22 protein-coding genes and 1 pseudogene are annotated in these 21,900 nt (G+C 71.8%); 22 read left to right on the forward strand and 1 reads right to left on the reverse strand.

The window, feature by feature from the left end:
• The first annotated feature begins 289 nt into the window (after nt 1-289).
• From rpsP to PUR56_RS33395, 16 genes are all read left to right on the forward strand, one after another.
• Entirely contained in the window at nt 290-718 is a 429-nt protein-coding gene (rpsP, locus tag PUR56_RS33320) for a 30S ribosomal protein S16 (protein WP_329882883.1), read from the forward strand.
• Between the two features lie 2 nt (nt 719-720).
• Nucleotides 721-960 (forward strand): RNA-binding protein, encoded by a 240-nt coding sequence (locus tag PUR56_RS33325; protein WP_030306741.1) that lies wholly within the window; start codon nt 721-723, stop codon nt 958-960.
• Nucleotides 961-1,097: 137 nt separating this feature from the next.
• Nucleotides 1,098-1,691 carry a ribosome maturation factor RimM gene (gene rimM, locus PUR56_RS33330; RefSeq protein WP_329951677.1) on the forward strand — a complete coding sequence of 198 codons (594 nt, stop codon included), beginning with the start codon at nt 1,098-1,100 and terminating at the stop codon, nt 1,689-1,691.
• Between the two features lie 155 nt (nt 1,692-1,846).
• Entirely contained in the window at nt 1,847-2,665 is an 819-nt protein-coding gene (trmD, locus tag PUR56_RS33335) for a tRNA (guanosine(37)-N1)-methyltransferase TrmD (protein WP_329951699.1), read from the forward strand.
• Between the two features lie 154 nt (nt 2,666-2,819).
• Nucleotides 2,820-3,170 carry a 50S ribosomal protein L19 gene (gene rplS / locus PUR56_RS33340; RefSeq protein ID WP_063347674.1) on the forward strand — a complete coding sequence of 117 codons (351 nt, stop codon included), beginning with the start codon at nt 2,820-2,822 and terminating at the stop codon, nt 3,168-3,170.
• Nucleotides 3,171-3,247: 77 nt separating this feature from the next.
• The gene (gene lepB, locus PUR56_RS33345) at nt 3,248-4,138 is read left to right on the forward strand and encodes a signal peptidase I (protein WP_329951678.1); all 891 of its coding nucleotides are present in this window, start codon (nt 3,248-3,250) and stop codon (nt 4,136-4,138) included.
• A 193-nt stretch (nt 4,139-4,331) separates the two neighbouring features.
• Nucleotides 4,332-5,183 carry a signal peptidase I gene (gene lepB / locus PUR56_RS33350; RefSeq protein ID WP_329951679.1) on the forward strand — a complete coding sequence of 284 codons (852 nt, stop codon included), beginning with the start codon at nt 4,332-4,334 and terminating at the stop codon, nt 5,181-5,183.
• Between the two features lie 247 nt (nt 5,184-5,430).
• Nucleotides 5,431-6,435, forward strand: a complete 1,005-nt coding sequence (gene lepB, locus PUR56_RS33355) for a signal peptidase I (RefSeq protein WP_329882887.1) — start codon at nt 5,431-5,433, stop codon at nt 6,433-6,435.
• A 145-nt stretch (nt 6,436-6,580) separates the two neighbouring features.
• On the forward strand, nt 6,581-7,336 hold the full coding sequence (lepB, locus tag PUR56_RS33360) for a signal peptidase I (protein ID WP_329951680.1): 756 nt from the start codon (nt 6,581-6,583) through the stop codon (nt 7,334-7,336).
• A 118-nt stretch (nt 7,337-7,454) separates the two neighbouring features.
• Nucleotides 7,455-7,928 (forward strand): NUDIX domain-containing protein, encoded by a 474-nt coding sequence (locus PUR56_RS33365; RefSeq protein ID WP_329951681.1) that lies wholly within the window; start codon nt 7,455-7,457, stop codon nt 7,926-7,928.
• Between the two features lie 55 nt (nt 7,929-7,983).
• Nucleotides 7,984-8,310 (forward strand): DUF2469 domain-containing protein, encoded by a 327-nt coding sequence (locus PUR56_RS33370; RefSeq protein WP_030306725.1) that lies wholly within the window; start codon nt 7,984-7,986, stop codon nt 8,308-8,310.
• Between the two features lie 168 nt (nt 8,311-8,478).
• Nucleotides 8,479-9,045: a YraN family protein gene (locus PUR56_RS33375; RefSeq protein WP_329882890.1), complete on the forward strand. Its 567-nt coding sequence runs from the start codon at nt 8,479-8,481 to the stop codon at nt 9,043-9,045.
• Nucleotide 9,046: 1 nt separating this feature from the next.
• Entirely contained in the window at nt 9,047-10,789 is a 1,743-nt protein-coding gene (locus tag PUR56_RS33380; RefSeq protein ID WP_329951682.1) for a YifB family Mg chelatase-like AAA ATPase, read from the forward strand.
• Nucleotides 10,786-11,991 (forward strand): DNA-processing protein DprA, encoded by a 1,206-nt coding sequence (dprA, locus tag PUR56_RS33385; RefSeq protein ID WP_329951683.1) that lies wholly within the window; start codon nt 10,786-10,788, stop codon nt 11,989-11,991. Before PUR56_RS33380 ends, dprA begins: the two co-directional genes overlap by 4 nt.
• A gap of 324 nt (nt 11,992-12,315) precedes the next feature.
• Complete coding sequence (whiG, locus tag PUR56_RS33390) at nt 12,316-13,233, forward strand: RNA polymerase sigma factor WhiG (RefSeq protein ID WP_380361208.1); 918 nt, start codon at nt 12,316-12,318, stop codon at nt 13,231-13,233.
• Nucleotides 13,234-13,378: 145 nt separating this feature from the next.
• Nucleotides 13,379-13,951: a TetR/AcrR family transcriptional regulator gene (locus tag PUR56_RS33395; RefSeq protein ID WP_329951700.1), complete on the forward strand. Its 573-nt coding sequence runs from the start codon at nt 13,379-13,381 to the stop codon at nt 13,949-13,951.
• Between the two features lie 142 nt (nt 13,952-14,093).
• Here PUR56_RS33395 and PUR56_RS33400 read toward each other — a convergent pair.
• Nucleotides 14,094-14,888: pseudogene (locus PUR56_RS33400) on the reverse strand (peptidoglycan DD-metalloendopeptidase family protein); the annotation flags it as partial.
• A gap of 542 nt (nt 14,889-15,430) precedes the next feature.
• On the opposite strand from PUR56_RS33400, the gene rpsB reads away from it, so the two are divergent.
• The 6 genes from rpsB to rlmN all read left to right on the forward strand — a co-directional run bounded on the left by rpsB (nt 15,431) and on the right by rlmN (nt 21,877).
• Nucleotides 15,431-16,357 carry a 30S ribosomal protein S2 gene (rpsB, locus tag PUR56_RS33405; RefSeq protein ID WP_329951684.1) on the forward strand — a complete coding sequence of 309 codons (927 nt, stop codon included), beginning with the start codon at nt 15,431-15,433 and terminating at the stop codon, nt 16,355-16,357.
• 129 nt (nt 16,358-16,486) lie between these two features.
• Nucleotides 16,487-17,326, forward strand: coding sequence for a translation elongation factor Ts (gene tsf / locus PUR56_RS33410; RefSeq protein ID WP_329882894.1), 840 nt, complete (start codon nt 16,487-16,489; stop codon nt 17,324-17,326).
• A gap of 260 nt (nt 17,327-17,586) precedes the next feature.
• Nucleotides 17,587-18,351, forward strand: coding sequence for a UMP kinase (gene pyrH, locus PUR56_RS33415; protein ID WP_329882895.1), 765 nt, complete (start codon nt 17,587-17,589; stop codon nt 18,349-18,351).
• 118 nt (nt 18,352-18,469) lie between these two features.
• Entirely contained in the window at nt 18,470-19,027 is a 558-nt protein-coding gene (frr, locus tag PUR56_RS33420) for a ribosome recycling factor (protein WP_329882896.1), read from the forward strand.
• Nucleotides 19,028-19,467: 440 nt separating this feature from the next.
• A complete protein-coding gene (locus PUR56_RS33425) occupies nt 19,468-20,634 on the forward strand; it encodes a phosphatidate cytidylyltransferase (RefSeq protein WP_329951685.1) in 1,167 nt (388 codons plus the stop codon).
• A 142-nt stretch (nt 20,635-20,776) separates the two neighbouring features.
• Nucleotides 20,777-21,877, forward strand: coding sequence for a 23S rRNA (adenine(2503)-C(2))-methyltransferase RlmN (gene rlmN / locus PUR56_RS33430; RefSeq protein WP_329882898.1), 1,101 nt, complete (start codon nt 20,777-20,779; stop codon nt 21,875-21,877).
• Nucleotides 21,878-21,900: the final 23 nt, after the last annotated feature.

The raw sequence follows: 21,900 nt of genomic DNA on the forward strand, positions 1-21,900 counted from the left end.
GCGTTCGACAATGATTCGCCAGTGATGTGGAAGTGGTTGGGCTGACCGGGAGCGGGGGCTCCCGGTCGACCTGTTTCCGGGCCCCTTCACGGCGGGCGCCGAAGGGGCGGCCGGTCCCGGCTCGTGCGAGGCGGTCTGCGCCGGTATGGCACAATGGACAGCTGAGTACTCGGCAGCCGAGCAGGACCCCTCTCTCCTACGGCTGGCGTGTCCCTTGAACGGCCCACCTCGCAACCCCACGCGACGGCAGGGCCGCTCACCCACGTCAACACCAGGAGAATCCACTCCCGTGGCAGTCAAGATCAAGCTCAAGCGTCTCGGCAAGATTCGCTCCCCGCACTACCGCATCGTCGTCGCGGACGCCCGCACCAAGCGTGACGGTCGCGCGATCGAGGAGATCGGCATCTACCAGCCGACCTACAACCCCTCGAAGATCGAGGTCGACACCGACCGCGCCCAGTACTGGCTGTCCGTCGGCGCCCAGCCGACCGAGCCGGTTCTCGCCATCCTCAAGCTGACCGGCGACTGGCAGAAGTTCAAGGGCCTGCCGGCTCCGGCGCCGCTGCTCGTCGCCGAGCCGAAGGTCGAGGACTTCTCGCACCTGTTCGCCAAGGCCGTCGCCGGCTTCGAGGACGCCACCACCGGTGTCGCCATCACCCCGAAGGCCAAGAAGTCGGACAAGGTCGAGGCTGAGGCCGACGCCGCCGCCGAGGCCTGAGCGTGATCGAGGACGCCCTCGACCACTTGGTGAAGGGCATCGTCGAGCACCCCGACGAGGTGCAGGTGCGCTCGCGCAACCTGCGTCGGGGCAACACCATCGAGGTGCGTGTGCACCCCGATGACCTCGGCAAGGTGATCGGCCGGGGCGGCCGCACGGCGCGCGCACTGCGCACCGTGGTCGGAGCCCTCGGCGGTCGCAACGTCCGGGTCGACCTCGTCGACGTGGACAGCATTCGCTGACGCAGCTGTTCGTTGTTCGGACAGCCGTCGGATTCGAGGCCGGCCGGGACGCATGTCGTCCCGGCCGGCCTTCGCCGTTTTCTCGTGCTGCCCACCGCGGCAGCCTTCCCAAGCACTCACCCAGGAGAACGATCACCGTGCAGCTCGTCGTCGGCAAGATCGGCCGCGCCCACGGCATCAGGGGAGACGTCAGTGTCGAGGTCCGCACCGACGAGCCGGAGCTCCGGCTCGGGCCCGGTGCCGTCCTGCTCACCGACCCCGCGTCGACCGGGCCGCTGACCGTCGAGTCCGGCAAGGTGCACAGCGGCCGGCTCCTGCTGCGGTTCGCCGGCGTGAAGGACCGCAACGCCGCCGAGGCGCTGCGCGGCACCGTCCTCATCGCCGAGGTCGACCCGGAGGAGACCCCGGACGACCCGGAGGAGTACTACGACCACCAGCTGATCGGCCTGGACGTGGTGCTGCTCGACGGCACCCCGGTCGGTGAGCTCACCGAGGTCGTCCACCTGCCCTACCAGGACCTGCTCACGGTCAGGAAGGCCGACGGGACGGAGGTGCTGGTGCCCTTCGTCACCCGGATCGTGCCGGTCATCGACCTGGAGAACCAGCGCGCCGTGATCGACCCTCCGGGCGGGCTCATCGACCCGGCGGGGGCCGAGGTCGCCGGGAGCGAGGCCGATGAGCCCGCCGACGGCCCGGAGGCGTCGGCCGAGGGCCGGGAGGAGTCGGAGTGACCACCGAGGAGCCGACCGTTCCCGTCGGTGCCGATGCCGGTGTCGGTGTCGGGTCCGGTGCCGGGTCCGGTGCCGAGGTCGAGTCCGGTGCCGAGGGCGGTGCCGGTGTCGAGGCCACCGGTGTCGTCGCCGGGGTCGCGCCGGTGCAGAGCGGGATGCGGATCGACGTCGTCTCGATCTTCCCCGAGTACCTGGAACCGCTGAACATCTCGCTGGTCGGCAAGGCCCGCGCTCGCGGCCAGCTCGACGTGCACGTCCACGACCTGCGCGACTGGACGCACGACGTGCACCGGACCGTCGACGACAGTCCGTACGGCGGCGGCCCGGGCATGGTGATGAAGCCCGAACCGTGGGGCGAGGCGCTCGACGCGGTGATCGGCCGGGGCCCGGCGGGGGAGGTGCCGACCCTGGTGGTGCCCACCCCGAGCGGTCGGCCGTTCACCCAGGAGCTCGCGCAGGAGCTCGCCGGTCGTCCGTGGCTGGCGTTCACCCCCGCCCGCTACGAGGGCATCGACCGTCGGGTGATCGACGAGGCCGCCACCCGGATGCCGGTCGTCGAGGCGTCGATCGGCGACTACGTGCTCGCCGGGGGCGAGGTCGCGGTCCTGGTCATGGTCGAGGCGATCGCCCGGCTGCTGCCGGGTGTGCTCGGCAACGCCGAGTCCCACCGGGACGACTCCTTCGCGCCCGGCGCGATGGCCGACCTGCTGGAGGGCCCGGTGTACACCAAGCCCGCCGAGTGGCGCGGACGGTCGGTGCCGGACGTGCTGTTGAGCGGCAACCACGGCCGGATCGCCCGCTGGCGGCGCGAGCAGGCATTCGCCCGCACCCTGGCCAACCGGTCGGACCTCGTGGAGCGCTGGCGGTACGGGGCCTTCGACAAGAAGGACCGGGAGGCGCTCAGCGTCCTCGGCCTGGCCTGGGACGAGGGGCTCGGCCGATTTCGGTCAGCGGCCGGTGATGTGGAAGAATAGGCCGCTGTTGTCTGTCGCTGGGCTCCTCCCGTAGGGGTCACGTGGTTCGGCGCCCCCGCCACGGGGGGACCGCCGGTCGCCGATGCGGCCCGCAGCACACCCCATTGTGACGAACTTCCGTGGGCGGCCCGTGGCGCCTGCGATGGAGAGCAACATGAGCAACAAGCTCGCTGCTGTCGACGCGGCTTCGCTGCGTAGCGACATTCCGGCCTTCCGCGCCGGTGACACCCTGAAGGTGCACGTCCGGGTCATCGAGGGCAACCGCTCCCGTGTCCAGGTCTTCCAGGGCGTCGTCATCCGCCGCCACGGCGCCGGCGTCGGTGAGACCTTCACCGTTCGCAAGGTCAGCTTCAACGTCGGTGTCGAGCGCACCTTCCCGGTGCACACCCCGGTCGTCGAGAAGATCGAGGTCGTGACCCGCGGTGCGGTTCGCCGCGCCAAGCTGTACTACCTGCGTGACCTCCGCGGCAAGGCCGCGAAGATCAAGGAGAAGCGCGACCGCTGATCCACCGTCCTCCGGCTCCGCCGGGGGATCGGATCGCTCTGGGGGGCCGGCCTGCCGCACGGTAGGCTCAGCCCCCGATGAGCACGCACGAACCACCCGCGGACCGCGACGGCTGTCCCGCACCCACCGGTGCGGACTCGCCGACGCGGTCCGCGGTCGTTTCCGCGGGGGCTTCTGCGGACAGGTCCGCGGACCGGGTCGCCGCGGACGCGGCAGACACCGGGGAGCGTGCTGCCGGGACTGCCGGCACTGCCGGGGACGCCGGGATCGCCGAGGACGCGGAGGAACCGGCCCGGTCGCGGTCCCGGGACCTCCTGCTGCTCACGGGTGTCTGCCTGTTCGTCCTGCTGCTGGTCAACGCCTTCGTGGCGCGTCCGTTCTCGGTGCCGTCCGCGTCGATGGAGAACAGCCTGCGCCCCGGCGACCGCCTGATCGTGAACAAGCTGTCCTACGCGTTCGGCGGCCACCCCGAACGGGGCGACGTGGTGGTGTTCGACGGCACGGGTTCCTTTCTGCGCAAGCCGGTCGAGCGGGACGGGTTCTGGACCGGGCTTCGCTCCTTCGGCCGGACCGTCGGTCTGGCGCCGGCCGGCGACACGGTCTACGTGAAGCGGGTCATCGGTGTCGGCGGCGACCGGGTCACGAGTGCCGGCCCGGGGCACCCGATCACCGTGAACGGCGTGCCGGTCGACGAGTCCGCCTACCTGGCGCCGGGGGACGAGCCGTCCGCGGTGGCCTTCGACGTGGTGGTCCCCGCCGGCAAGCTCTGGGTGATGGGTGACCACCGAACCGCTTCCCGGGACTCGCGCGACCACCTCGGCGAGCCCGGCGGCGGGTTCGTTCCGGAGGGCAGGGTGATCGGGCGGGCCGCCTGGGTGGTCTACCCGGTCGGGCACTGGAGCAGCCTGGACCGGCCGGCGGCGTTCGCCGCGACAGGGGGGACGGGTGGTCATGGGGACCAGAGGTAGGGGCCGGCTGGTCGACCGTCCGGCCCCCGGGTCCACCGGATCCCCAGGGTCGGGGAAAGAGGCAGGGGCAGAGGCAGGGGAAGCACCGGAGCCGTCCTGGCCGGAGCCGGTCGGCGCCGAGTCGGCGGGGCCCGAACCCGTCGGTCCTCGCCGGACCGGTCCTGAGCAGGTCGGTCCTGAGCAGGTCGGGCCGGTGGTCCGGGGCCGGGCCGAGCGTCGGCGCACCGCCCAACGGGCGGCCCGTCGCCGCAGACGTTCCCATCTGCGGGAGATCCCGCTGATCATCGTGGTGGCGCTGGTGGTGGCGCTGGTGATGAAGACCTTCCTGGTCCAGGTCTTCGTGATCCCCTCCGGTTCGATGGAGCAGACCATCCAGATCGGCGACCGGGTGCTGGTGGACAAGCTGACCCCCTGGTTCGGCGCCGAGCCGGAGCGCGGCGAGGTGGTGGTGTTCAAGGATCCGGGCGGCTGGCTGGAGAACGGCCACCACGGCCCGTCCTCGGACGGGCCCGTCCTGCGCGGGGCCAAGCAGGTGCTGACCTTCGTCGGACTCCTGCCGTCGGACAGCGAGCAGGACCTGATCAAGCGCGTGATCGGAGTCGGCGGCGACACGGTGGAGTGCTGCGACGAGCAGGGCAGGGTCAGCCTCAACGGCAAGGCGTTGGACGAGCCCTACCTCGCGCCGGGCAACCCTGCCTCCCGGCAGCCGTTCAAGGTGAAGGTGCCGCAGGGGCGGCTCTGGGTCATGGGTGACCACCGGGACGTGTCCGCCGACTCCCGGTTCCACATGGGGAATCCGGGCCAGGGAACCATCCCGGTGAGCGGAGTGGTGGGGCGGGCGTTCATGATCGCCTGGCCGCTGGGCCGGGTCCATCAACTTGATGTGCCGGTTTCACTCTCCTCGGTGGCGCAGGGCCCGGGGGCCCGCGGAACTGTGCCGAACTCCGTGGATGTTGGGCCGGGTCCTGAGGAACCTCCGCTCGTTATGGGTGTGTTGGGCATCCTTCCGCTCGTCGGCCGCAGGGTGGGGCGGGACCGACTGTAGGTCGGAGCAGGCCGATGACCGGCCGGGTCGCGCGTGTGGGACCGCGAGCCGGATGCCCGGGAGTGATAGAGAAGAGTGCTGGTGCGGCCTGTCCGTGTTGACTGGTCGCATTCGAAGGCTGTGCTGGTGTCAGGTGCGCCCGGACGGGGTGGTCCTGACGTTCACGGTCGGTGGTGGAGCGTGGTGCCCGCTGTGCGGCACTGTGAGCGCGGACGCACGGGCGTCCGCACAGCAGGGAGGAGACGTTGTGGGGGATTTGGTGATCGGCGCCCGCTCAGGCGCCGGAGAGCCCGAGGGCTCCGGCGGCAGGGCGGCCCGGTCCGCGGAGTCGACTGCGCCTTCGGCCTCGGCCGAGGATGCGACGGCCCAGTCCGCCGACGAGCACGGTGACGGCGCGGGTGACGCCTCCGAGGACACCGGAGGTGGGACCACGCCGGCCGACGAGGCGGAGGAGCAGTCGGGCCGGACCGAGCGCAAGCAGCGCTCGTTCTGGAAGGAACTGCCGATCCTGATCGGTATCGCCCTGGTCCTGGCGCTCGTGATCAAGACCTTCTTCGTTCAGGCGTTCTCCATTCCGTCGGAGTCGATGCAGAACACGCTTCAGGTCGGGGACCGCGTCCTGGTGGACAAGCTCACCCCGTGGTTCGGTGCCGAGCCGGAGCGCGGCGAGGTCGTGGTGTTCCACGACCCGGGCGGCTGGCTGGCCGACGAGCCCACCAACGAGAGCAGCAACTCCTTCGTCCGGGGCATCCAGGAAGTGCTCAGCTTCGTCGGCCTGATGCCCTCCGACAACGAGAAGGACCTGATCAAGCGGGTCATCGCGATCGGCGGCGACACCGTCGAGTGCGAGGGCGAAGGCCCGGTGAAGGTCAACGGGATCGCGCTCGACGAGCCGTACGTCTTCCCCGGGAACACCCCCTGCGGCACCAAGCCGTTCGCCCCGGTGAAGGTCCCGGAGAACAGCATCTGGGTGATGGGTGACCACCGCGCGGACTCGCTCGACTCGCGGTTCCACATGGACCAGCCGGGCGGCGGCACCGTCCCCGTCGACGAGGTGATCGGGCGTGCCTTCGTGGTGGCGTGGCCGATCGACCACTGGTCGACGCTTCCGGTGCCGGCCACCTTCGACCAGAAGGGCCTTGCGTCGGCTGCGCCGGTGGTGCCGGCCGCTGCCGGGGCCGTGGGCGCCGTCGCCCTGCTCCCGCTGGTGCGCCGACTGCGGAACCGGGCGGAGCGCGACAAGCGGTCCTGACACCGAACCTCTTGTTCCCGGGTCTTGCGCGGGCCGTGGTACCGACGAGTAATCTGCTCGGACGTGCCACGGCCCGCCGGGTTTTCCGCCCGTGGACCGGGCGCACCGTGAGCGTTTCCGGGTCTGTCAGGGGTGGACGGTATCGATGAGCAGTCTCGCGGAACGGGCGCCCGACCGTCAGCCGGCCGCCCCGCAGCCCCGGTCCCGCTTCAAGCCCGCAGCCGTACTGCAAGGGGTGCTGCTCGGGCTCGGGCTGGTCCTGATGATCGGCGGCTTCGCGGTGATCGCCGTGAACTACCGCCCCTACGACATCCCGACTGCCTCGATGGCCCCCACGCTCCAGGTCGGGGACACCGTGCTGGCCAGGAAGACCGACGGCGCGGACATCGGCCGCGGTGACGTGGTGATCTTCCGTGACCAGGCCTGGGGCGCACAACCCATGGTCAAGCGCGTCGTGGCGGTCGGCGGTGACACGGTCGCCTTCGACGGGGGACAGCAGCGGCTGACCCTCAACGGCAAGCCGGTGGAGGAGTCCTACCTCTCGGCGCAGGGCCCGCAGGGCGGTTCCTACAGCGTGACGGTTCCGGCGGGCCGCCTGTTCCTGCTCGGCGACAACCGGCTGGGCTCGCTCGACTCCCGCGTCCACCTGGAGGTCGACGGCGGGACCGTCCCGGCCGCCGACGTGGAGGCCCGGGTCGAGGGCACCGTGCTCCCGTTCGGCCGGGCCGGCCTGCTCGCCGGTACCAGCGCCTTCGACGAGGTCGGCGGACCCGGCCCGGCCGGACCCGGTCCACTGGAGCCCGCCTTCTACGCGACCGTTGTAGGCGCGGCGACGGTCGTGGTGACCTCGGCGGTGGGCGGAGCGGCAGGTCTGGTCCGCAAGCGCCGCCGGCCGTCCTGACCCCGGCCGGTACCGCGCGTGCCCGGGCCGCTCTGTCGAACCTCGCCCCGGACGCCCGCGCCGGGTGGCAGGATCGGGGGAACGACCGGGTCGGACGAAGGGAGCGTGGAGACCCGCCATGACGGCACAGCGGCGCAGGGCGTCGCGGATCCTGCTGCTCGACGGCCGGGACCGCCTGCTCCTCTTCCACGGCGCCGACCCCGCGACACCCGGCGTCACCTGGTGGTTCACGCCGGGCGGCGGCCTGGAGCCCGGCGAGGACGTACGCGAGGCGGCCGAGCGGGAGCTCGCGGAGGAGACCGGCCTGCGGGGCGTGGAGCTGGGCCCGGTGGTGGCGTACGGCACGGCTTCGTTCTCCTTTCAGGGGCGGCGCTACGAGCAGGAGCAGTGGTTCCACCTCGCCCGGACGACGGACACGGTGCTCGACCACTCGGGCATGGGCGCGGACGAACACGCCCAGCTCCTCGCGGCACGCTGGTGGACGGTCGGGGAACTGAGGGCCACCACCGAGACCGTCTACCCGGTCGGGCTGGTGGACTTTCTGGAGCGGCTGTTGACCGAGGGGCCACCGGTCACTCCGGTAAGGCTCTGAGGGTGGGTGCAGTGGTCCACAATGGGTGGACGTGACAAGTTGAGGGGACGCCTGGATGAGTGCCGAAGATCTCGAGAAGTACGAGACCGAGATGGAGCTCAAGCTCTACCGGGAGTACCGGGACGTCGTCGGCCTGTTCAAGTACGTGATCGAGACCGAGCGACGGTTCTACCTCACCAACGACTACGAGCTGCAGGTGCACTCGGTCCAGGGCGAGGTGTTCTTCGAGGTGTCGATGGCGGATGCGTGGGTCTGGGACATGTACCGGCCGGCCCGGTTCGTCCGCAAGGTCCGGGTGCTGACCTTCAAGGACGTGAACATCGAGGAGCTCGCGAAGAGCGATCTGGAGCTGCCCTCGGACGAGCCCGGCTTCGGGAACTGACGTTGGACCGCCCCGGCCCCGGATGTCCAGGGGAATTTCGCGCATTCCGGGATTACCACTCCTGCGGGTGACAGGAGTTATCCACAGGCCGGGGTTTTCCACAGGAAGTGACAACCTTCTGGTCCGCCCCGGGGCCGCACGGCAACCTCCTCGGCGGAGGTGGTCACCGTGCAGGACACCAAGCGCGCAACGCGCAAGCAGACGGCGAAGGCCCAGCAGGACGGTCGGCCGCCGCGCCGGAGGGCGGCGCGGCCCGGGGCGACCGGCGGGCAGTCCCCGCCGGTCACCCCCGGTGCGGCCGGCCCGGCGCGGACCGGCAACGGCGGCCTCGGCCGCTACGGCGAACAGGTCGCCGCCCGGCGGCTGGCCGAGGACGGCCTGCGCATCCTGGACCGCAACTGGCGGTGCACCGAGGGCGAACTCGACATCGTGGCCCTCGACGGCGACACCGTGGCGGTCTGCGAGGTGAAGACCCGCTCCGAGCGGGGGTTCCAGCACCCCAGCGAGGCGATCGACCGGACGAAGGCCGCCCGGCTGAGGCGGCTGGCGGAGCGCTGGATGGCCGAGCGCTGGCCCGGCCACTTCGAGCGACTGGCCGGACCCGACTACCGGCCGGGGCCCGCCGATCCGCCGTGGGTACCCGTCCCGCCGGGCGGAGTCCGGATCGACCTGGTCGCCGTCATCAACCGGATCCGCGGCGCCGCTTCGGTGGACCACCTGCGGGGGGTGGTCTGAGATGGCCTTCGCCCGGACGTGTTCCGTCGCGCTGGTCGGCGTCGACGGCGTGATCGTCGAGGTCCAGGCCGACCTGGAGCCCGGGGTGGCGGCGTTCACCCTGGTCGGCCTGCCCGACAAGGCACTCACCGAGGCCCGCGACCGGGTGCGCGCGGCCGTCGTGAACAGCGGTGAGACCTGGCCGCAGCGGAAGCTGACCGTCGGACTGAGCCCGGCGTCGGTGCCCAAGAGCGGTAGCGGCTTCGACCTCGCGGTGGCCTGCGCCGTGCTGGCCGCCGCCGAACGGCTGGACCCCTCCGCGATCGCGGACCTGCTCGTCATCGGCGAACTCGGGCTCGACGGGCGGGTGCGCCCTGTGCGCGGGGTGCTTCCGTCGGTGCTGGCCGCCGCCGACGCAGGCTACCTGCGGGTCGTGGTGGCCGAACAGACCGCCGCCGAGGCCTCGCTCGTCCCCGGTGTCACCGTCATCGGCGTGCGGAGCCTTCGCCAGCTGGTGGCCGTACTGACCGGAGCTCCCGAACCGGAGGAGCCGCCCGACCCGGTGGGCGGGCGCCCGGACCCCCTGATGGCCGGCCTGATGCTCCCCGGGGCGGGGGTGCGCGGGCTGCCCGGCGACGCGGCGGCCCGGATGGACCTCGCCGACGTGGCCGGACAGTACGAGGCCCGCAGGGCCCTGGAGATCGCCGCCGCCGGCGGCCACCACCTGTACCTGAAGGGCCCGCCGGGTGCGGGCAAGACCATGCTGGCCGAGCGGCTGCCGTCGCTCCTCCCGCCGCTCACCCAGAAGGAGGCGCTTGAGGTCACCGCGGTCCACTCCGTGGCCGGGCTGCTCCCGGCCGGTCGGCCGCTGATCGACCGCGCGCCCTACTGCGCCCCGCACCACTCCACCACCATGCCGGCGATCGTCGGCGGGGGCAGCGGACTGCCGAGACCGGGCGCCGTCTCGCTGGCCCACCGGGGCGTGCTCTTCCTGGACGAGGCACCGGAGTTCCCGGTCCGGGTGCTCGACGCCCTGCGCCAGCCGCTGGAATCGGGCGAGGTGGTGATCGCCCGTTCGGCCGGATCGATGCGGCTGCCGTCCCGCTTCCTGCTCTGCCTGGCCGCGAACCCCTGCCCCTGCGGGCGCCACTCCCGGCGGGGAGAGGGCTGCGAATGCACGCCGGCCATGGTCAGCCGGTACCAGGGGCGGCTCTCCGGACCGTTGCTGGACCGGGTCGACCTGCAGGTCCAGGTCGCCCCGGTGACCAGGGCCGAACTGATGCAACGGGACAGCACGGCGGAGACCACCGAGATCGTCGCGGCGCGCGTCCTGGCCGCGCGTGAGCGGGCGGCTGCCCGGCTGGCCGAGACCCCCTGGCGCACCAATGCCGAGGTCCCCGGTTACGAGCTCCGCACCCGTTGGCAGTTGGCGTCGGGCGCGCTGAACGACGCCGCGCGCCAACTGGAACGCGGTCTGCTGACCGCCCGCGGCCTGGACAGGGTGCTCCGGGTCGCCTGGACGGTCGCCGACCTCGCGGGCCGGGACCGCCCCGACCGGCGCGACGTCAGGACCGCGCTCGTCCTGCGCACCGGGGTCGAACAGGGGCTCCCGCTGACGGAGCGTTTCGACGGCTGGTCCGGCCCGTCCGGCCCCGCCCCGGAGGGGGACGGTGACCCGGTGGATAAGGAGAAGCGGCCGGCCCGCCCGCGTACGGCCCGCACGAAGCCCGACCGGCACGCGGAGACCGAGGAGACCGTCGTATGAACCGCACCGCCGACCACCGCAGGCACGGCTCGTCGCCGGGGACCAAGGGAGCCCCGGGGGTCGGGTCGGAGACCGTTCCCGGGATCGAGTCGGAGCGTCTCGCCAGGGTGGTGCTCAGCCGCCTCAGCGAACCGGGCGACGCGGTGATCGGCCGATGGCTGGCCCGCCTCGGGGCTCCCGAGGTGCTGCGGACGATCAGGGACGGCACCGTGCCCGGCCAGCCGGGCCCGGACGCCGGCCGGTTGGCCGGATACCGGGCCCGGCTGGCCGACCTCGATCCCGTCGCCGACCTGGAACGGGTACGAGAGGCCGGTGGACGCTTCATCATTCCGGGCGACACGGAATGGCCGAGCCAGCTGGACGATCTCGGGGAGAGCCGGCCGATCGGGTTGTGGGCGGCAGGCCCCGGATCGCTGCGCCTGCTCGCCCTGCGTTCGGTCGCCGTCGTCGGCGCCCGGGCGTGCACGGCGTACGGCGCACACGTCGCCGGAGAGCTCTCCGCACAACTCGCCGAACGCGGATGGGTGGTGGTTTCCGGTGGGGCGTACGGGATCGACGCGGCGGCCCACCGCGGCGCGCTGGCGGTCGGCGGGATGACCATCGGGGTCCTCGCCTGCGGGGTGGACGTGGCCTACCCGCGGGGCAACACCGACCTGATCCGCAGGATCGCCGCCCAGGGGCTCCTGCTGAGCGAACTCCCGCCGGGGGAGCACCCCACCCGGTTCCGGTTCGTCCTGCGCAATCGGGTGATCGCCGCCCTGACCAGGGGCACGGTGGTGGTCGAGGCGGCGATGCGCAGCGGGGCACTCAGTACGGCCCGACGTGCCCGCGACCTCAACCGGCACACCATGGGCGTCGCCGGGCCGGTGACCTCGGAACTCTCGGCCGGGGTGCACGCCCTGATCCGCGGCGGCGCCACCCTGGTCACCGACGCCGCCGAGGTCGCCGAACTGATCGGCGCGATCGGCGACGACCTGGCACCGCAGCGGAGCGGGCCGGTCCTGCCGAGGGACCTGTTGGAGCCGGAGGCGGCGCTGGTTCTGGAGGCCGTGCCGGCCACGGCGGAGGGCGCGCCGGTGGAGCGACTGGCCCGGCAGTCCGGACTCCCGCCGGACGAGGTGCTGCACCGGCTCTACGAGTTGGGTTCGCTCGGTTACATCGAGCGCCACGGAGCCCACTGGCGCCTGGTCAGGAGGAGGTGACGCGCAGGCGCGCAGGCGGGCAGGCGGGCAGGCCGTCGGGCGGACCGGTCGGGCTGCGGTTCGCCGCCGCCGGTACCCGGTTCCGGCGACACGAGTGCCACCGGATCGAGGGACGCCCGAGTGGCGGTAGCACTCTGCAGCGAGTCGGTCACGCTACGCTCGCCATGCCTTCCCTATCAGCACATGACTCGGCAGAACGGCGCAGACCAACGCATGCCCACACACATTCCGGGACACAGAGTGACCGGTGGCGCCCGGTCCTCGGGAGGGCCGCGGACCGAGCGGCGCCCCGTGACCGAGTTCCCGTCCAAGGCCATGGGCGGGATGGGGTCCCTGGCGCGGCAAGGCGGCCGACCGGCGCACACCGGGGCGCACGACGACCGGCCGGACGCGTCCGGTGCCTCCGACGACGCGTCGGCCATCGCGCCGGCCCCCGCACCGGTCGAGACCCCGGCTCCCCGCCGGGCGACGGGCGGCCAGGACCGCACGGCTCTCGAAGCGCTCTGGCGCTCCTACAAGGAGACGGGTGACCAGCGGCTGCGGGAACAACTGATCCTGCACTACTCACCACTCGTCAAGTACGTCGCGGGCCGGGTGGGGGTCGGCCTGCCATCCAACGTGGAGCAGGCCGACTTCGTCTCCTCCGGTGTCTTCGGACTGATCGACGCGATCGAGAAGTTCGACATCGACCGCGCCATCAAGTTCGAGACCTACGCGATCAGCCGCATCCGCGGCGCGATCATCGACGAGCTCCGGGCGCTGGACTGGATCCCGCGCTCGGTGCGACAGAAGGCGAAGGCGGTCGAGCGGACGTACGCGACCCTGGAGGCCCGGCTGCGGCGGACGCCGCACGAACCCGAGGTCGCGGCCGAGATGGGCATCGCCATCGAGGACCTGCACGCCATCTTCAGCCAGCTCTCGCTCGCCAACGTGGTCGCCCTGGACGAACTGCTCCACCCCGTCGGCGAGGGCGGCGACCGGCTGAGCCTCATGGAAACCCTGGAGGACCACGGCGCCGACAACCCGGTCGAGGTGGCGGAGGACCGGGAGCTCCGCAGGCTGCTGGCGCAGGCCGTGAACACCCTGCCCGAGCGGGAGAAGACCGTGGTGACGCTCTACTACTACGAGGGGCTGACCCTCGCGGAGATCGGTCAGGTCCTCGGGGTGACCGAGAGCAGGGTCAGCCAGATCCACACGAAGTCGGTGTTGCAGTTGCGCGCCAAGCTTTCGGACATTCGGTAGGGACGCTCGGCCGTCGCGCACGCCGGGCCCGCGCCCCTGTGCCTCTTGGCGCTTCCCTTCCGCGACCTCTGCGACGCGCGGCACCGTACCGGCGCGCTGTAGGGCTCCGTACAGTGGGAGGGTGCCGAAGATCCGAGCGGCCAGTGTGGCCGAGCACCGTCAGTTGCAGCGGGCAGCTCTTCTTGATGCTGCCCGCAGTCTCCTCACCGAAGGAGGCATGGAAGGGCTGAGCTTCCCCGCGCTCGCCGCGCGTACGGGGCTCGCGCGCTCCTCGGTGTACGAGTACTTCCGTTCCCGTGCGGCGGTGGTCGAAGCGCTCTGCGAGGTCGACTTCCCGCTCTGGGCGGCCGAGATCGAGGCCGGCATGAAGAGCTGCGACACTGCGGCCGAGCGGATCGAGTCCTATGTCCGCGGGCAGTTGCTGCTGGCCGCGGACCCTCGCCACCGGGCGGTCGCCGCGATCTCCGCGCTGGAACTCGACGACGCGGCCCGTGAACGCATCCGGGCGGCGCACGGGAAGCTGGCCGGACTGGTGGTCCAGGCGCTGGAGGACTTCGGACACGAGCGGCCGCGGCTCGCCGCAGCGCTGCTCCAGGGGATCGTCGAGGCGGCCGTACGGCAGTCCGAGCAGCGCGCGGCCGGCGGGCGGGCCGAGAGTCCCGAGGTGATCGCGGACGCCGCCGTCGCCCTCGCCCTGTACGGGCTGGGGCCCAGCTGACCCCTTCTCCCACCCCGGGTGGTGAGGGTGTGGCCGAGCCCGGGCCGCCGTCCGCGCCGCCGCCCGGGTGACCCCCCGGATCGTCGCCGAGCGGTAGTAGACGGGCAGTGCCGGCGCCGAGCAGGGCCGGCGGGTCGAGGTACCGCCTGCCGCGCAGCAGGCCCCAGTGCAGGCAGGACCCGTCGGCGCAGTGGCCGACACCGGTGGTGAGCCGCCCGATCACCTGGCCCGCCGCCACCGGGGTGCCCACCGGGACGCTGCCGGTCACCGGCAGGTAGGTGGTGCGCAGTGGTGGAGCCGGAGGCGCGGCGGACGTCGGGTGGGTGACCGTGACCACGGGGCGGCCCGCCACTGGTCCTGCGAACGTCACCACGCCCGCCGCCGCCGACCGGACGTCCGCGCCGGGCGCGGCGGCCAGGTCGACGCCCCGGTGGCCGGCGGCATAAGGGCCGGCCGGCGCATCGAACCTGTCGACGATCTCGCCCGGCCAGCCCTGGGGACCGTCCACCGGCCATGACCGCTGCTGCCCCCGGTTCCCGCTTCCGGTCCCGGCCCCTCTCCCTTGTCCGTCGACCCCGACCCCGACCCCGACCCCGACCCCGACCCCGACCCCGACCCCGACCCCGAACCCGTCACCCTGACCGCCGTTCCCGCTGACGGACTCCTCGGCCGCATGCCCCGCCGGTCCGGGCAGGACGGTCAGCAGCAGCGCCGTCAAGGTCAGCAGCGCGAGCAGCAGCACCCTGTGGCCGTGTCCGGGACCCGGCCCGGGCGGCGGGAGCGCCAGCAGGGGGCCCGCACCCGAGCCGGCACCCGAGAAGCCGCGCCCTGAGGGACCGCGCCCCGAGAAGCCGCGCCCTGCGGAACCGCGCCCCGCGGAACCACGACCTGCGGAACCGCGGCGTGCACCGACCGAAACACCCGTCATTGCCGTCATGCGGTCGAGGCTCCCCGTGCCGCCCCCGCCCCACCAGCCCTGTTCCGGTTCCTGTGGACAACCGGCCCCTGTGGACAGCGGCTGTCCCCCCAACGGGTGCACGCCGTCGGTGTACGAGGGCCCGGGAGGCCCGCCCCGTGTCCTCGTCCGCTTCCCGCCCGTACCGGAGCGCGCGGCCCTGCCGGGGGGCGCCCGCCTGTCGTGGAGTCGCTCGGCGCTCGGCGCTTCCCGTACACTTCACACGCGACCCGGTCCGCCGGGTCGACTTCGCACGCCCCGCCACCGGTGGACAGAAGCGGCCCCGGCCGCCACCCTCCGCCAGGTGCGAGTGCCGCTCGGTCCGCCGAGCCCGGACGGTCCGCAGGACCGCTCGGGTGGAAGCGGCTCGGCACGTTCGGGGCGTCAGGCGTGGCTGTCACCTGGCTGCCACGAACAAAACCGAGCCTGACCCGGCCGTTCGCAGACGCCGAGCGGGGAGCGCCACCGCGCCTACCGCCACGCAGCTGTGCCAGAGCCGGGCGCAACACCTGAGGAGCACGGCTATGGCCGTCGTCACGATGCGGGAGCTGCTTGAGAGCGGCGTCCACTTCGGTCACCAGACCCGCCGCTGGAACCCGAAGATGAAGCGCTTCATCATCACCGAGCGCAACGGCATCTACATCATCGACCTCCTGCAGTCGCTGAACTACATCGACCGCGCCTTCGAGTTCATCAAGGAGACCGTTGCCCACGGCGGCAGCGTCCTCTTCGTCGGCACGAAGAAGCAGGCCCAGGAGGCCATCGCCGAGCAGGCCACCCGCGTGGGCATGCCCTACGTGAACCAGCGCTGGCTCGGCGGCATGCTGACCAACTTCTCGACCGTCTACAAGCGCCTGCAGCGCCTCAAGGAGCTCGGCGAGCTGGACTTCTCGGACGTGGCCGGTTCCGGCCTCACCAAGAAGGAGCTCCTGGTCCTCCAGCGCGAGCACGACAAGCTGGAGAAGACCCTCGGCGGTATCCGTGACATGCAGCGCGTTCCCAGCGCTGTCTGGATCGTGGACACCAAGAAGGAGCACATCGCGGTCGGCGAGGCCCGGAAGCTCAACATCCCGGTCGTCGCCATCCTCGACACCAACTGCGACCCCGACGAGGTCGACTACAAGATCCCGGGCAACGACGACGCGATCCGCTCCGTCACCCTGCTGACCCGCGTGATCGCCGACGCCGTCGCCGAGGGCCTCAAGTCCCGCGCGGGTGTCGCCAAGGGCGACGTGAAGGCCGAGCCGGGCGCCGACCAGCCGCTGGCCGACTGGGAGAAGGACATCCTGGAGGGCGAGAAGAAGGCTGAGGAGGCTCCGGCCGCCGAGGCCGAGGCCCCCGAGGCCCCCGCCGTCGAGGCCACCGAGGCTCCGGCCGCCGAGGCCGAGGTCACCGAGGCCCCCGAGGCCCCGGCCGCCGAGGTCACCGAGGCTCCGGCCGAGCAGGCCTGACGTACCAAGGGTGAGGGGCACCCACCGGTACGACACCGGTCGGTGCCCCTCTCTCCCGTGCCTGGGCCGAACCAGCGGCCCAGGCACAACCCCACGCAGACACGCGAGACGCGAGAAGAGATTCACACCATGGCGAACTTCACCGCCGCGGACGTCAAGAAGCTCCGTGAGCTCACCGGCGCCGGCATGATGGACTGCAAGAAGGCCCTGGACGAGGCCGAGGGCAACGTCGAGAAGGCCGTCGAGCTTCTGCGCATCAAGGGCCAGAAGGGCGTTGCCAAGCGCGAGGGCCGTGACGCCTCCAACGGCGCCGTCGCCGCGCTGATCGCCGACGACAAGAAGTCCGGCGTTCTGGTCGAGCTCAACTGCGAGACCGACTTCGTCGCCAAGGGTGACAACTTCGTGAAGGTCGCCGACGCGATCGCCACCCACGTCGCCAAGACCGCCCCGGCCGACCTGGACGCCGCTCTGGCCTCCGAGATCGAGGCCGGCAAGACCGTCCAGCAGTTCGTGGACGAGGCCAACGCGACCCTGGGTGAGAAGATCGTCTTCCGCCGCTTCGCGCAGTTCGACGGTGACGGCTTCGTCGCGGTCTACCTGCACAAGACCAGCCCCGACCTCCCGCCGGCCGTCGGCGTCCTGGTCGAGCTGGACAAGGAGAACGCCGAGGTCGCCAAGGACGTCGCGCAGCACATCGCCGCGTTCGCGCCGAAGTACCTCTCGCGCGAGGACATCCCGGCCGAGGACCTGGAGAACGAGCGCCGCGTCGCCGAGGCCACCGCCCGCGAGGAGGGCAAGCCGGAGGCCGCCCTGCCGAAGATCGTCGAGGGTCGCGTCACGGGCTTCGTGAAGGAGAACTCCGTCCTGGAGCAGGCCTTCGCGAAGGACAACAAGAAGTCCGTCGCCAAGGTCCTCGAGGAGAACGGCGTCGCCCTCAAGCGCTTCGCCCGCTTCCGCGTCGGCGCCTGAGCCACGTTCCACCGGACTCCCGGCGAGCTTAGGCTGGGAACCGCCCCCGCCCGCTGATCAGGGCGGGCGGGACGCGCCGAACGGGCTCACCCAGCGCCACATCCGTGGGCGGGCCGCGTCGGCAGCATGAACGACGAGGAGGCCATTGCCGTGCAGGACACCGAACCGGTTCCCGCGGCAGTGGCCTCCTCGCGTGTACGCGCAGGCCGGGGATCCGCACATCCACGCCTGTGAACCAGTAGGTGTAGAAGGAGAAGTCCATGCAGGAGACGCAGGAGACCGCGCAGGACACCCAGACCGGTTCGCGTCGCCGGGTGATGCTGAAGCTGTCCGGTGAGGCGTTCGCCGGTGGTGGCGGACTCGGCGTCGACCCCGACGTCGTGCACGCGATCGCCCGCGAGATCGCCACGGTCGTCCGCGCCGGCACCGAGGTCGCGGTGGTCATCGGCGGCGGTAACTTCTTCCGCGGCGCGGAGCTGCAGGTCCGCGGTATGGACCGGGCCCGCTCGGACTACATGGGCATGCTCGGCACGGTCATGAACTGCCTCGCGCTCCAGGACTTCCTGGTCAAGGAGGGCATCGAGACCCGGGTCCAGACCGCCATCACCATGGGCCAGGTCGCCGAACCGTACCTGCCCCTGCGCGCCGTCCGGCACCTGGAGAAGGGCCGTGTGGTGATCTTCGGCGCCGGTATGGGCATGCCGTACTTCTCCACCGACACCACCGCCGTCCAGCGGGCCCTGGAAATCCACGCCGACGTGCTGCTGATGGGCAAGAACGGTGTGGACGGCGTCTACGACTCCGACCCGCGGACCAACCCGGACGCGGTCAAGTTCGACGCGCTGGAGTACTCCGAGGTCATCACCCGCGACCTGAAGGTCGCCGACCTCACCGCGATCACGCTGTGCAAGGACAACAACCTCCCGATGCTGGTCTTCGAGCTGCTGGCGGAGGGCAATATCGCGCGTGCGGTGAAGAGTGAGAAGATCGGCACACTCATCAGCCAGGATTCTGTCCGGGCCTGAGCAGCAACCAGCCGTACGGGTCGGTGACGACCGGGCGTGGTCAGCGTGATCACCGCGTCCGGCCGTGACGCCGATACCGGTCGGGACAACCGCAGATCAACCGGACAGGGAGTACACAGTGATCGAAGAGACCCTCCTCGAGGCCGAGGAGAAGATGGAGAAGGCCGTCGTCGTCGCCAAGGACGACTTCGCCGCCATCCGTACGGGCCGCGCCCACCCGGCGATGTTCGCCAAGATCGTGGCCGAGTACTACGGTGCCGTGACGCCGATCAACCAGCTGGCCTCCTTCTCCGTGCCGGAGCCGCGGATGGCGGTCGTCTCGCCGTTCGACAAGACCGCGCTGAAGGCCATCGAGCAGGCGATCCGCGACTCCGACCTGGGCGTCAACCCGTCCAACGACGGTTCCATCATCCGGGTGGTGCTGCCCGAGCTCACCGAGGAGCGCCGCCGGGAGTTCATCAAGGTCGCCCGCGGCAAGGGCGAGGACGCCAAGGTCTCGATCCGCGCCGTGCGCCGCAAGGCCAAGGACGCCATCGACAAGCTGGTCAAGGACGGCGAGGTCGGCGAGGACGACGGTCGCCGCGGGGAGAAGGAGCTCGACGACACCACGGCCAAGTACGTGGCCGCCGTCGACGAGCTGCTGAAGCACAAGGAAGCCGAGCTGCTCGAAGTCTGATGAACGACGCCCCTGACGCCCCTGGCTATTGGGGCCCATCCGACCAGCAGTACCCGCCGTACCAGCCGCACCGGCCTGCGCAGACACCGAACGCGCCTGCGCAGGCCCCCGGTGCGGCGGCGCCCGGCACGCCGGCGCCCGCGCCCTACCGGGAGGCCCCGGGACAGCACGCGGCCCCGGCGCAGCCGCACGGACGGCACGGGGCACCGGAGCAGTACGGGGCCCCGGACGGGTTCGGGGCTTCCGAGCAGTACGGAGCCCCGGACCGGTACGGCAACCAGTACGGCACCCCGGAGCAGTACGGGGCCCCGGAACAGCAGGGCGTCCGAGGGCCGTACGACGGCCCGGGACGGCACGGCGCGGGTGACCCCGGCCACCGAACGGGTCACTCCCAGCAGTCTCCGGTGTACTGGGGCGCCGACGCGGAGGAGACTCAGGTCATGCCTCCCGTAGCGGCCGACGCGGGACCCCGGCCGGGAGCCCGGCCCGGGCCCGAACCCGCCGAGGGGCCGGTCCGGGAAGCCGGCCGGCTGAGCGGTCCGCTGTTCCGGGACGAGCAGCCCGGCCCGGCGGAGCCGGGTTCGTCGGAGACGGTCGTGCTGCGCGCGATCACCGACGACACCGCCCCCGCCCCCGGTGCCCGGCCGTACCAGGGCGCCGCGGCGTACCCGGTGCCCCCGGGTCACCCGGCGGCGCCTCACCCTGCGGCGGGGCAGCCCCACCCCGTGCCGTCGTTCCACCCAGGGCAGGAGACATCCGTGGCGCAGCCCGACCCGCAGCCGCAACAGCGCAAGCAGCGCGGTGGTCGCAATCTCCAGGCCGCGATAGGCGTGGGTGTCGGCCTCGGCGCGGTGATCGTCGCCTCGTTGTTCTTCGTCAAGGCCCTGTTCCTCGTCGTGGTGATCGCGGCGGTGTCGGTCGGCATCTGGGAGCTGACCAGCCGGCTGGCCGAGCGCAAGGAGATCAAGGCGCCGCTCGTCCCGCTGGTCGCGGGTGGCATCGCGATGGTCGCCACCGGCTACTGGTCGGGGATCCAGTGGGCGGCCGCTTCGCTCGCGCTGACCGGACTGGCGGTGATGGTCTGGCGGATGGCCGAGCCGCCGGAGAACTACCTGCGGGACATAACGGCCGGCATCTTCACCGCCTTCTACGTCCCCTTCCTGGCCACCTTCGTGGCGATGATGCTGGCGGCCGACGACGGCCCGCAGCGGATCGTGCTCTTCCTGATCGTCACGGTCTGCAGTGACACCGGGGCCTACGCGGTGGGCTACAAGTTCGGCAGGACCAAGCTGGCGCCGACGATCAGCCCGGGCAAGACCCGTGAGGGCCTGGCCGGCGGTATCGGCCTGTCGATGCTGGCGGGCGCGCTGCTGATGCAGTTCGTGATCGACGACGGCAGCTGGTGGCAGGGTCTGATCCTGGGCGGTTGCGCGGCGGTCACCGCGACTCTGGGTGACCTGGGCGAGTCGATGATCAAGCGCGACCTCGGCATCAAGGACATGGGCACGCTGCTGCCCGGTCACGGCGGCATCATGGACCGGCTGGACTCGCTGCTGCCGACCGCCCCGGTGGTCTGGCTGCTGCTGGCGGCCTTCGTCGGCAGCTGAGCCGCAGGCCGGAGGGACGGTGCCCGCAGGCCGGCCCCGGAGGCCGGACCAGGGCCGCGATCAGGGCTTCGACCAGAGGTGTGAGCAGGGCCCCGGACGCCAGGCGTCCGGGGCCCGCGCCGTCTGCGACACTGGATGAACCATGCCTAAGCCCGGAGAACTCACCTTTGCCGCGCCGCGCGGCGCGAAGCCCCCGCGACACCTCGCCGACCTGAGCCCCACCGAGCGCAAGGAGGCCGTCGCCGAGCTGGGCGAGCAGCCGTTCCGCTCGAAGCAGCTCTCCAACCACTACTTCGGCCGGATGTCGAACGACCCGGCGAGCTGGACGGACATCCCCGCCGCCAGCCGGGAGAAGCTCACCGAGGCCCTGCTGCCCGAGCTCATGTCGGTGGTCCGCCACGTGTCCTGCGACGACGACACCACCCGCAAGACGCTCTGGAAGCTGTTCGACGGCACCCTCGTCGAGTCGGTGCTGATGCGCTACCCGGACCGGGTCACCATGTGCATCAGCTCGCAGGCCGGATGCGGCATGAACTGCCCGTTCTGCGCGACCGGACAGGCCGGGCTGACCCGGAACCTCTCCACCGCCGAGATCGTCGAGCAGATCGCCGCCGGGATGCGCGCGCTCAAGGACGGCGAGATCCCGGGCGGTGAGGCGCGGCTCTCCAACGTGGTCTTCATGGGCATGGGCGAGCCGCTCGCGAACTACAACCGCGTGCTGGCCTCGATCCGCCGTCTGACCGACCCGGCGCCGGACGGCTTCGGTCTCTCCCAGCGGGGCATCACGGTCTCCACCGTCGGGCTGGTCCCGGCGATGAACCGGCTGGCGGACGAAGGACTCAGCTGCCGGCTGGCGCTCTCGCTGCACGCCCCGGACGACGAGCTGCGCGACGAACTGGTGCCGGTCAACACCCGGTGGAAGGTCGCCGAGGTGCTGGACGCGGCGTGGAACTACGCGGAGAAGTCCGGCCGCCGGATCTCCATCGAGTACGCGCTGATCAAGGACATCAACGACCAGGCGTGGCGGGCGGACCTGCTCGGCCGGCTGATCAAGAACCACCGGGTGCACGTCAACCTGATCCCGCTGAACCCGACCCCGGGCTCCAAGTGGACGGCCTCCCGGCCCGAGGACGAGCGCGAGTTCGTCCGGAGGCTGCAGTCCCACGGAGTGCCGACCACCGTCCGGGACACCCGCGGCCAGGAGATCGACGGCGCCTGCGGCCAGCTCGCCGCGGCAGGCTGAGCCGGAGCGATCCGAGCGGCGGG

Source organism: Streptomyces sp. BE303 (assembly GCF_036290945.1).
In the GTDB taxonomy this organism is placed as follows: Bacteria; Actinomycetota; Actinomycetes; order Streptomycetales; family Streptomycetaceae; genus Kitasatospora.